Here is a 12,214-nt window from a genome sequence, read left to right as displayed (position 1 = left end):
AACAATTGGAAGCCAAAGGCGCTACTTTCTACAAAATCAATCGAGGGGGAGATATTACCTATCACGGTCCTGGTCAAATTGTAGGATATCCTATCTTGGATTTGGAAAATTTCTTTACTGACATTCATAAATATTTACGTCTTTTAGAAGAAGCTATCATATTAACTTTAGCCGAATACGGTTTGAGTTGTGGTAGAAGTGAAGGAGAAACAGGCGTTTGGTTGGGCGTTGGTACCCCTTTTGCGCGAAAAATTTGTGCCATGGGGGTTCGTGCTTCTCGTTGGGTTACCATGCACGGTTTTGCTTTAAATGTCAATGCCGACTTGGGTTATTTTGACAACATCATCCCATGTGGCATTCGTGGCAAAGCGGTTACTTCTTTGAATGTAGAATTAGGGGTTGAAAAAGTAGATGAAGAAGAAGTGAAAGCTAAAATTCTACATCATTTTAGTGAATTGTTTGAATGTTCGATCATTAGACCATTAGATTTTTAGAATCCTTAGATTCTTCTTGAAATCTAATGATCTAAGAAGTCTAAAGACTTAAATTTCTAGCTTTAATTGCTCTGGCAATAATCTAAAACTCATACGGTGGTATTTGGTTACTCCATATTTTCTGATGGCTTCTCGGTGTTCTTGTGTTGGGTAGCCCTTGTTTTGTTTCCAGTTGTACATCGGGAATTCTTCATGAATCCGATTCATATACTCATCTCGGTACGTTTTTGCCAAAACAGAGGCTGCGGCAATACTCATAAATTTAGCATCTCCTTTTACAATACAACTGTGTGGAATGTCTAAAACAGGTTTAAACCGATTGCCATCTACAATAATATATTCGGGTTTTGGATTGAGTTTCAAAATACTTTCTTGCATGGCTTTAATGGAAGCATTTAGAATATTGATTTCGTCAATGACTAATGGCTCCAAATGTGTTACAGCAAATGAGATCGCTTGTTCTTCTATGATTGGTTTTAACTTTTCTCGTACTTTTTCAGACAATTGTTTACTGTCGTTGAGGATTTTATTTTCAAAATCGATAGGTAAAATGACGGCAGCTGCAGTTACAGGTCCTGCAAGACAGCCTCGACCGGCTTCGTCAGTGCCAGTTTCAAGTAAAAAATCAGAAAAATTTAATGCGAGCATTGTTGTAAATTTGATAGCGAATAAAATTAATACTATAAAATCACAATCCAAAAAAATAGAGATAATAAAATTAATCTAAGATTTAGTAGCAATTCAATTTATTTACCCTTCAACAGATGTTAAATTAACAATTATTTAATTAAATGTTTGTTTATTAAGAAATTATTATGATTTTTGCTCTAACTAATTCAAAATTAATTTTACTATGAGATTAAAATTCAAGTGGATTTATACGCTATTATTAGCGTTGTCTATGCAGTTTTCTTTTGCTCAAGAGAAAACAGTTTCTGGGGTTGTTTCAGATGGAACGGGCCCTGTTCCTGGAGCTAACGTAATTGTTAAAGGAACAAAAAATGGTGTTCAAACGGATTTTGATGGGAAATATGCCATCAAAGCTAAGGTAGGAGATGTTTTAGTAGTTTCTTTTGTGGGGATGCAGGATATGTCTGCTAAAGTGGGAGCGTCTAATACGGTTAATTTTAAATTGCAAATTGGTAGATCACTTGACGAAGTAGTTGTTGTCGCTTATGGTAAACAAAAAGCTAAGTCTATTGTTGGATCAGTTGTGACAATTGGAAAAGAAGTATTGGAAAAACAACAAGCAACAAGCGTATTAACCGCGCTTCAAGGAAGTGTTGCTGGGGTTAATATTATTGCTGCTGGAGGACAACCTGGCGATAATCCAACTATTCGTATTCGAGGTATCGGTTCTATTAATGCTTCATCTGAACCTTTAATTATTTTAGATGGTGCGCCGTTTAGTGGAAATTTAAACTCGATTAGTTCGGATCAAATTCAATCCATGAGTGTGTTGAAAGATGCATCTTCTACTGCATTGTACGGCTCTAGAGGTTCTAATGGAGTCATATTAATTACTACAAAAAGAGGTAAATTAAGTTCGGCCGCAAAAGTTAATTTCAGTACTTCAATTGGTTTTTCAGGTAACGCTGTTCCATTACACAAACTTGTGGATTCAGATACTTACATGAAATATTCCTGGGAAGGTTTGCGAAATGCAAATCAATATGTTAGTGCACAGACTGCTGCTACTGCTGGTTTAAATGCATCGAATACTTTAATAGCTAATTTAGGTTATAATCCATATTATTCAGCTAATCCTGTAGATGCTTCGGGTAATTTGGTATCAACTCAAAAAAAATGGGATACTAACTGGGCTGATTTGATGTTAAATAATTCAGCTCTCAGAAAAGAGCATACGCTTGGATTAAATGGTGGAAGTGATAACACTTCATATAGTTTCAATACAAGTTATTTAGGTCAAGAAGGTAATGTTGTTACATCAAATTTTGAGCGTGTGACTACTCGATTAAGCATTGATTCTAAAGTGAATAATTGGTTTAATACTGGAATTTCAGCATTTTATTCAACTTCTTCTCAAAATTATCCAACTCAAAGTGGTAGTAGTTATCAAAGTGCTATTCAGTGGATATACACAATTCCTTCTATTTATCCTGTGTACCGTAGAGATGCTGCGGGAGATTTAATTGTTGATGGTAATGGCAAAAATATTTTTGATTATGGTGCGAATTCTGGTACAATAAATGCCGTTCGTCCACAATTAGGGAATGAGAATGCTTACGGTTCTTTGTATAATTATAAAATAAGAAATAGAAGAGATAATTTTACTGCAAATGCGTACATGCAATTTACATTAGCAGAGGATCTGACTTTTAAAACTAATTTAGCTTACGACAAGTATCTTTATGATTCTTATTCTTATGCTCACAATGAAGTTGGGTATGCAGCTAGTGTAGCAGGACGTGTTTCTCAAAATAGAGATATAACAACTTCTACTAACGTAATCAATACTTTAAATTATAAAAAATCTATTGGGAATCATAATTTCAGTGCTGATGTAATTCAAGAGGCATATAAATTTGAAATAGATGCTTTGGGTGCCCAAGGAGAGGGATTTTTACCTGGAGTTAATGTATTGGATGGAAGTACTACTCCTTCAGATGTTTCTGGATCAACTACTGCAGAAAGAATATCAAGTTATTTGGGAAGATTGAGCTACAACTTCAAAGAAAAATACTTTTTAGAAGGATCTTACCGTAAAGATGGTTCTTCACGTTTTAATAGTAATGTTAGATGGGGTGATTTCTATTCTGTAGGAGGGTCATGGATTATTTCTCAGGAGAAATTTTTGGTTAATAACAAAGTAATCAATCAATTGAAATTGAAAGCATCTTATGGAGAATTAGGAAATAATAGACTGTCTTCTTATTTTCCTTACATGCAATTATTTTCAACTGGATGGAATGAGTTAACAAATACTGGTGTAGTTCTTGGTGGAGCAGTTGATCCCAATATTTTTTGGGAAAAAACAGCTTCAGGAAATATTGGTTTAGAATTCGGCTTGTTTAATGATAGAATTTCTGGAACAGTTGATTACTATAATAAAGAATCAGTTGATTTGATTTACGCTAAACCATTACCTGCTTCTACTGGAAATTCATCAATTACTACCAATGTTGGGTCGATTAAGAATTATGGTTGGGAATTTGCTTTAAATACAAAAAATATAGTTACAGATAACTTTATTTGGAATACAGGTTTGAATTTCTCAATGGATAAAAATCAGATCACAGAATTAACTCAAAAAGATTTTACAAACGGAAATAAAAAATGGGAAGTAGGTAGATCTTTGTATGAATTCTTTATCCAAGACTGGGCTGGTGTAGATCCTGCAACTGGTTATGGAATGTGGTATAAAGATGTAAAAGATTCAAGTGGAAAACCTACAGGTGAAAGAGTTACTACTAAAGTATATTCAGAAGCTACAAGATATTATGTAGGTAAATCCTCTTTGCCAGACGTTGTTGGAGGTTTAACAAACTACTTTAAATATAAAAATATTGATATGAATATTTTATTTAATTTTAGTTATGGAGCCTATGTTTATGATAGTACTTATGCAAGTTTGATGGAAGGATTTAAATCACCAGGTAGAGCGGCACATCAGGATTTACAGTCCCGTTGGCAAAAAGCAGGAGATATTACTAATGTTCCATTGTTGTTAACTTCTAATAATGACTTTAATTCTCAATCTACACGTTTCTTGTTTAAAAATGATTATATTAGATTGAAAGCATTAAATTTTGGATATAATTTCACAAAAGAAGCATTAGAAAATGCCCTTATCTCTAAATTAAGATTGTATTTGCAAGCAGATAATTTGTTTACAATTCAATCTCATAAAGGAATTGATCCAGAGCAAGATTTAGGAGGTTCTACAAATAGTAGATCTTACAATCAAAGAGTTGTTTCTTTCGGTATTAATTTAGAATTCTAATTAAATATAAATAGTATGAAAAATATATTTTCAAAATTTTTAGTTAGCCTAGTAGCATTTATTATGCTATTGGGTTGTAGTCAAGAATTTCTTGAGGAACCAAAACCAACTGACGGTGTTACCGAGGCTGTAGTTTTCTCTTCAAGAAAAGGAGTTGAAGCATTCATTTCAGGAATTATGAGACGTTTCAGAGGACAGTATACTGCTACTGATGCTGCTGGTCTGAATTCTATTTTTTATGCTCGTTCAGTAAAAGGGAATGATTTAATTAATACAACTACTTGGTTTTCATTTGATTACTCAAATGATAATCGTGAACCTACTTACCGTAGAACTTCATTTACTTGGAATTATTGTTATTACATGATTAACCAGGCAAATACATTGATTAATGGTGTGGAATCTAGTACTCTTTCCGCTGCTGATAAAAAAGAATTGATGGGTTACGGGTATGCGCTTAGAGGTTTTTTCTATCATCAATTAGTGATGGAGTTTGCACCAACGTATTCTTTTGATATTAATTATCCTGCTCCGCCAATTTATACAAGTTTGTCTTTAACGGGTAATGGTATGTCTACAGTTAAAGATATGTATGCTTTAATTGTAAGTGATTTAACCAAAGCAGTAGATGGTTTGACTGCTAATCGCTTAGGAAAATCATATATTAATAAGAATGTAGCTAACGGAATCTTGGCACAAGTATATCAAGTAATGGGTAATTGGTCAGGAGCTGAGGCTGCTGCGAAAGCTGCTTACGGAGGAAATCCTACAGCTGTATTAAGTCCAGCTTCATATAGCTTAGGTTTTAACGATTATACTAATATTGAATGGCTTTGGGGAAGTGCTCAGACATCTGACCAAACCAATTATTATTATGGGTTTCCACATGCGGGGACAGATCATTCTGCTGCAGCTTATTACGCTACTTATATTAATAATGACTTTGTAAATAAATTTTCTGCAACTGATGTTCGTTCATTGTTTTCAAGAAAAAATAGTACTAGTTACCCGACTACTGATTATCGTTGTTGGTGGACAAGAAAATTTAAATTTACTTTTGATGCCGATCATCCAATTATTAGAACTCCTGAAATGATTTTAATCGAAGCAGAAGCAAAACAACGTCAAGGTAATGATGTCGCAGCCCTTGATTTACTATATACATTACAGAAGAATAGAGATGCATCAGCTGTTAAATCTAATAATACAGGTTCTGCTTTGCTAGAAGAAATCTTATTAGAAAGACGTAAAGAACTTTATGCTGAAATTGGTGTAGAATGGTTTGATGCTAAAAGATTAAGAAGAGGTATTACGAGAACTGGAAATCACCGTATTGGATCTGCTGCAAATTTAACTGCTGATGATAAGAAATTTTTCTTAAAAATTCCTCAAGCAGAAATTGATGCAAATGACTTAATTGATGATTCGGTAAACGCTAATAGATAATAGCTGAATTAGATATTTATTAAAACCGAGCTTAAATTTTAAGCTCGGTTTTTTTATTACCCTATATCAATTACCTTTGTAATTCGTATTGAAAATTTAAATGTGTTGATTCATGAGACTATATTGTGTTATTTTATTACTACTTTTTTCTTCTTTTTTGTTTTCACAGAACAAATCAAAGGAACTCGATTTCAATACCAAATATCAAAGTGTTTCCGATACAACTAAAAATAAGAAACCTAAAAAGGTGGCTACAATTGATCTATATCGAATCGTCACTTTAGAAAGGGATACTACTTACATCGATACGTCCTTGACGATCCAAAAAGAATACAGCCATAATTATTTAAGAAAAGATAATTTTGGGTTGTTACCATTTCCTAATGATGGGCAAACGTATAATACACTTCAATACAGTTTGACGGAATTTTCTCCGTATCCTGAATTCGGGTTTAAGGCAAAGCATTTCAATTATTTAGAAGCCAATCAAATTCGGTATGCTTCTGTAGCGACTCCAGTTACTGAGTTGTATTTTAAAACTACCCAATTAAAGGGACAATCGGTAGATTCTTATTTTAGTTTGAATACTTCTCCAAATCTTAATTTTTCTATTGCCTATAGAGGTTTACGTTCGGAGGGGAAATATATTAATCAATTAGTAAGTACAGGAAATTTTCGTTTTACAACTAGTTATACTACAAAAAATCAGAGGTATTGGGCTAATTTTCATTTTACTCAACAAGATATTTTGAATAAAGAAAATGGTGGGATTACTACAATTGATGATTTTGAAAGCGAGAATCCAGATTATAAAAACAGGCAACGATTAGAAGTCTATCTAACCGATGCAAAATCATTTTTAAAAGGAAAAAGATTTTTTCTTAATCACGGTTTTAGGGTAAATAATAAACAAGGAGTAAATAATTTATATATCAACCACCAATTCAATTACGAAAATAAATTCTTTGAATACAACCAAGCCACAGTGCCTTCAGTCTCAAGTGGCAAAGTGGTGTATCGTTTTGGTGATTCGTTTAAAACGAGCGAAATTAATGATCAAACGCATTATAATAGGATGTATAACAAGTTAGGCTTATCCTATGAAAATACTTCTTTAGGAAAATTTCAATTTTTTGTGGATGATTTTAGATCGAATTATTATTACAATCAAATTTTAATTTTTGATAATAGAACAGTTTCGAATGCATTGGCACAAAAAATAAATAGTGCAGGGGGGCAATACGAATACCGAAAAAACAAATGGAATGGCACGTTTTTGTATTGTAGATCCTTTACAAATCAGTCTTTGTCTAATTTAGATGCTAAAATGCAATTCGATTTAGACGACAAAAATCAATTTACATTTCAGTATCAAAACATCAATAAATTACCCAATAACAACTTCAATTTGTACCAAAGTAGTTACGTAGCTTATAACTGGTCTAATAATTTTAATAACGAAAAAATCAATTCGTTGTCGGCTAGTACTATTACACCATGGGTAAATGCGTCATTTCAATTCTCAGTCTTAAAAGATCATTTGTTTTTTGATGATGTTGCTACTGCAGCTCAAAAATTAGCTGAAACACAAATAGTGACTCCTTCTCAATATGCAGGAACCATTAATTATCTTTCTTTGAAGATGAGTAAGGAGTTTCAGTTTGGAAAATTTGCTTTGGATAATACTTTTTTATATCAAAAAGCAGAGCAAAATCAAGCGGTATTAAATGTACCCGAATTAGTGACAAGGAATACGATTTATTTTACGGATTATTTTTTCAAAAAAGCATTGTATCTACAAACTGGTGTGGTCTTTAATTATTTTACAAAATATTATGCAAATGAGTATAACCCAGTAATCGGTGAGTTTTTTGTGCAAAGAGAAAAACAAATTGGCAACTTTCCCATCCTTGATTTTTTTATAAATGCTAAGATTCAAAGAACCCGAATCTACTTTAAAGCGGAACATTTTAATTCGTCTTTGTCGGGTAATAATTTTTATGCATCTCCCAATAACCCGTATCGTGATTTAACCATTCGTTTTGGTTTAGTGTGGAATTTCTTTGAATAAAAATTAAATTTCTTTAGGGCTTGGAACTGAAATAAATGATTCTTTTTTAGTATTTTAGTTTCTCATTTAATAGCCCCCTGAATGAAAGAAGATTTTTTACACTACCTCTGGAAATTTAAAAATTTCAATACGCGCGCGCTCAAAACTACCGCAGGCGAAATAATTACTATTATTCATGTTGGACAGTATTTAGAACAAGCTGGCCCAGACTTTTTTAATGCTCAAATTATAATTGGGAATCAAAAATGGGCAGGAAATGTAGAAATACATTTAAAATCGTCCGATTGGTATGTGCATCATCATGAAAAAGATAGCGCTTACGAAAATGTGATTCTTCATGTGGTTTGGGAACATAATACTGAAATTTTTAGAAGTGATAATTCGGTTATTCCTGTTCTAGAACTTAAAAATTATGTTGCTTCAGAAACGCTTTTTAATTACCAATCGTTACGGTCTGCTAAATCGTGGCTTTTTTGTGAAAATCAATTGTCTGATTTAGACGAATTCCTTTTAAGAAATTGGCAAGAGCGTTTGTTTTTCGAACGTTTAGAGAGGAAATCAAAGCCCATTTTAGACTTACTCATTCAAACTAATTCAGATTGGGAGGCAGTATTATTTAGTTTATTGGCTAAAAATTTCGGTTTGAATACCAATGGAGAACAATTTCTTAAAATAGTTAATGCAATACCATTTTCTGTAATCCGTAAAGAGTGTTCGGAATTAGAAAATATTGAAGCGTTACTATTTGGAAATGCGGGTTTGTTAGACTTTGATAAGGAAGATTGCTATTTTAAAGATTTAAAATTCAGGTATAATTATTTGCTTCAAAAACACCAATTGACTAAACCTATAATTGCTCCAGTACAATTCTTTAAACACCGGCCGGATAATTTTCCGACGATTCGTCTGGCTCAATTGGCCGCTTTATACCACAACCAGCACAATTTATTTTCCAAAATCATAGCATCAAATTCTGTTGAAGCAATTTATAAACTTTGCGAAGTATCTACAACTCCTTATTGGTTGAATCATTATCAATTCGACAAAGAGAGTCCAAAGAAGAGAAAATTGTTGTCAAAATCATTTGTCGATTTACTAATCATAAATACGATTTTGCCTATTCAATTCGCCTATGCGCAAAGCCAAGGAAGAGAAAACAGTGAAGATTTGGTTCAATTAGTACAAGAAATGGCTCCAGAGCGGAATACTGTTATAGATAAATTCAGGTCTTTTGGAATTAAATCTAATAATGCATTTGAAACACAGTCTTTGTTACAGTTAAAAAATGAATATTGCGATAAAAGTAAATGCTTGTCTTGTGCTATTGGAATAGAATTAATCAAGAATAAATAAATTAGTTGAAATTTGTGTAATTTTGAATTTAAATAAAATTGCTTTGAACCGACTAAAATTTTTTCTAGAAAAACACGGGTTTCACGTTTCTTCCCGCTTAGCAGATGCTTTGGGAATGCGCGCGAGTAGTGTGCGATTGTTTTTTATCTATTTGTCCTTTGTGACGGTAGGTTTGTGGTTTGCGGTCTATTTGATATTAGCGTTTTGGATTCGTTTGAAAGATTTAATTCGAGCCAAACGCAGTTCGGTTTTTGATTTGTAGATTTAGGATATAAAAAAAGGAGCTGAATAGCTCCTTTTTCGTTGTTGTATTTAGTTTTATTTCTCATTGTTTAAAACGCTATGTTTTTTTCCGTATGAAAAGTAAAAAATTACTCCTAACGCCATCCAAGCGAACAAACGTAACCAGTTTGTCCATCCTAAACCGTACATCATTGCAATACAGACTCCTACTCCTAATAAAGGAACTAAAGGAACAAATGGTGTCTTGAATTCACGTACCATATTAGGTTCTTTAACTCTAAGTATAATTACAGAGATACAAACCAATACGAAGGCAAATAAAGTACCAATACTGGTCATGTCACCTACAATATCTCCAGGAACAAATGCAGCAAATGCACCTACAATAATTAAAATAGCAATATTTGCTTTGTAAGGAGTTTTGTATTTTGAATGCAAATCACTGAATGATTTTGGTAGTAAACCATCTTTACCCATGGCGTAAAATACGCGAGATTGACCTAATAACATTACTAGAATTACAGATGAAAATCCTGCTAAAATAGCCACGGTTACTAATTGGCCTAACCATTCGTATCCAATCATATATTTATTAATAGCAAAGGCAACTGAAGCCTCTTTACCACCTGTTCTAAAATCTTCAACTGTTGCTACTCCTGTTAAAACGTGAGCAAAAAGAATATAAAGTAAGGTACAAACGGCTAATGATCCTAATATTCCAATAGGCATCGCTTTCTTAGGATTTTTAGTTTCTTGAGCAGCTGTACTTACTGCGTCAAATCCGATGAAAGCAAAGAAAACGGTCCCTGCTGCTCCTAAAATCCCCATAATCCCTCCATAGCTGTGGTCTATTCCGTGTTCATCAGTAAAAATTGAACTTTCAGGGATATACGGCACATGGTTGTCCGGATTAATAAAATTCCATCCAATTACAATAATCATAATTACAATCGCTACCTTAACAATTACTATTATTCCGTTAACAAAAGCAGATTCTTGAATTCCTTTGATTAATAACAAACTAATGATTCCTACTATAAATAAAGCAGGTAAGTTGATAATTCCATTTACACCTTCTGCTGAGGTTTGAAAAGGAGAATGTGAAAATTCATAAGGAATAGGGCTTACGTGGAAAACATTGACAAGTAGATTATTTAAATATTCACTCCAAGCAATCCCAACCGTAGCAGCACCAACGGCATATTCTAAAATTAAGTCCCAACCGATAATCCAAGCTAAGAACTCGCCCATTGTAGCATAAGTATAGGTATACGCACTTCCTGAAATTGGAATTGAGGAGGATAGTTCTGCATAACAAAGTCCAGCTAAAGCACATCCTATAGCGGCAACAATAAAAGCAATTGTTACTGAAGGTCCTGCACTTTGAGCAGCTGCGGTAGCTGTTCTAACAAACAGTCCAGCTCCAATAATAGCTCCGATTCCTAGAGCAATTAATGACCATGCGGTTAGCGTTCTTTTTAATCCTTTCTCAGAATCAGCGGCTTCTGCCAAAAGTTGTGCTAATGGTTTTCTTTTCCAAATTGACATATTTATGATGTTTATTGTTATTAAGTTCCAAATGTATTGTTTTTTGTAAAAAATAAAAACAATAAGTGCTTTTAAAGTTATAAAAAGTGAATTATAAATTGAACTTGATTGTTTAATTCAGGAAATTCGTCTATATTTTTCTTTTTAATTCATTTTTTTTCTTATTTTTAATAACCCCAATTTAAAACAATCCCAATCTATGAATTTCAAAAGGTTCTCCACTTATTTTAATTTTTCTAAATCACAACGATCCGGTCTTTTAGTTTTACTTGTTTTGATTGTTGTCTTACAAACAATTTATTTTTGTGTTGATTTCAGTTTGCCAATCAAAGAAAATCCTGAAAAAGAGAAATGGCTTGCAGTGCAAACAGAAATAGACTCTTTAAAATCGACTATGTCGATAAAAGGGTCTAAATTATATCCTTTTAACCCTAATTTTATTTCAGATTATAAAGGTTATAAATTAGGAATGACTGTGGTAGAAATTGATAGGTTACTGTCTTTTCGAAAACAAAACAAGTTTGTTAATTCAGCTGCAGAATTTCAAAAGGTCACCCAAGTTTCCGATTCTTTATTAGGTGTGATTGCTCCTTATTTTAAATTTCCTGATTGGGTAAAACAAAAAACAACCTGGAAAACATTTCCAAATTCAAATTATCCAACTTTTGCTAAAAAAGAAAAAATGATAGTTATTGATATCAATATTGCTACTTCGGAAGAGTTAGTTAAGGTGTATGGTGTCGGAGAAGTAATAGCTCAGCGGATATTAAGTTATAAAGAAAGTTTAGGTGGCTTTGTTGCTATGGAGCAACTCAATGAAGTCTGGGGGTTATCGCCTGAAGTATTGGTTAACTTGAATAAACAGTTTAAAGTAAAATCGATGACCGGAATAAAAAAAGTAGATGTTAATAATGCCTCGATAAAAGAACTAGCACAATTTCCTTATTTCAAATATACAGTAGCAAAACAAATAATAATTTATCGGAGTATGAATGGTACTATCAATTCTGTTGATGATTTAATAAAAATTAAAAATTTTCCTGTTGATAAAGCAAAAATAATTGGTTTATATTTGGACTTTTAATCAGAACCATA

General features: G+C 32.8%; 9 protein-coding genes. 7 read left to right on the top strand and 2 right to left on the bottom strand.

Annotated elements, in window-relative coordinates; translation table 11 throughout:
- Positions 1-494 (top strand): lipoyl(octanoyl) transferase LipB (lipB, locus tag Q0L65_RS03525; RefSeq protein WP_296683510.1); only part of this gene is annotated, 494 nt, incomplete at its 5' end.
- Positions 495-542: 48 nt separating this feature from the next.
- On the opposite strand, the gene Q0L65_RS03520 is transcribed toward lipB, so the two are convergent.
- On the bottom strand, positions 543-1,142 hold the full coding sequence (locus Q0L65_RS03520; RefSeq protein ID WP_296683507.1) for a ribonuclease HII: 600 nt from the start codon (positions 1,140-1,142) through the stop codon (positions 543-545).
- A gap of 205 nt (positions 1,143-1,347) precedes the next feature.
- On the opposite strand from Q0L65_RS03520, the gene Q0L65_RS03515 reads away from it, so the two are divergent.
- The 5 genes from Q0L65_RS03515 to Q0L65_RS03495 all read left to right on the top strand — a co-directional run bounded on the left by Q0L65_RS03515 (position 1,348) and on the right by Q0L65_RS03495 (position 9,590).
- Positions 1,348-4,458: a TonB-dependent receptor gene (locus Q0L65_RS03515; RefSeq protein ID WP_296683504.1), complete on the top strand. Its 3,111-nt coding sequence runs from the start codon at positions 1,348-1,350 to the stop codon at positions 4,456-4,458.
- Between the two features lie 15 nt (positions 4,459-4,473).
- Positions 4,474-5,904 carry a RagB/SusD family nutrient uptake outer membrane protein gene (locus tag Q0L65_RS03510; RefSeq protein ID WP_296683501.1) on the top strand — a complete coding sequence of 477 codons (1,431 nt, stop codon included), beginning with the start codon at positions 4,474-4,476 and terminating at the stop codon, positions 5,902-5,904.
- A 112-nt stretch (positions 5,905-6,016) separates the two neighbouring features.
- Positions 6,017-7,975 (top strand): putative porin, encoded by a 1,959-nt coding sequence (locus tag Q0L65_RS03505; RefSeq protein WP_296683499.1) that lies wholly within the window; start codon positions 6,017-6,019, stop codon positions 7,973-7,975.
- Positions 7,976-8,056: 81 nt separating this feature from the next.
- Complete coding sequence (locus tag Q0L65_RS03500; protein ID WP_296683496.1) at positions 8,057-9,328, top strand: DUF2851 family protein; 1,272 nt, start codon at positions 8,057-8,059, stop codon at positions 9,326-9,328.
- Positions 9,329-9,350: 22 nt separating this feature from the next.
- Positions 9,351-9,590: a PspC domain-containing protein gene (locus tag Q0L65_RS03495; RefSeq protein ID WP_296683492.1), complete on the top strand. Its 240-nt coding sequence runs from the start codon at positions 9,351-9,353 to the stop codon at positions 9,588-9,590.
- 56 nt (positions 9,591-9,646) lie between these two features.
- On the opposite strand, the gene Q0L65_RS03490 is transcribed toward Q0L65_RS03495, so the two are convergent.
- The gene (locus Q0L65_RS03490) at positions 9,647-11,119 is read right to left on the bottom strand and encodes an amino acid permease (RefSeq protein ID WP_296683490.1); all 1,473 of its coding nucleotides are present in this window, start codon (positions 11,117-11,119) and stop codon (positions 9,647-9,649) included.
- 199 nt (positions 11,120-11,318) lie between these two features.
- Here Q0L65_RS03490 and Q0L65_RS03485 point away from each other — a divergent pair, with 199 nt between their 5' ends.
- Complete coding sequence (locus Q0L65_RS03485) at positions 11,319-12,203, top strand: helix-hairpin-helix domain-containing protein (protein ID WP_296683488.1); 885 nt, start codon at positions 11,319-11,321, stop codon at positions 12,201-12,203.
- The last annotated feature ends 11 nt before the right edge of the window (positions 12,204-12,214 follow it).

The sequence above is a fragment of the Flavobacterium sp. genome, from assembly GCF_024642105.1.
Lineage (GTDB): Bacteria > Bacteroidota > Bacteroidia > Flavobacteriales > Flavobacteriaceae > Flavobacterium.
This window is presented reverse-complemented; position numbering and strand designations above follow the sequence as displayed.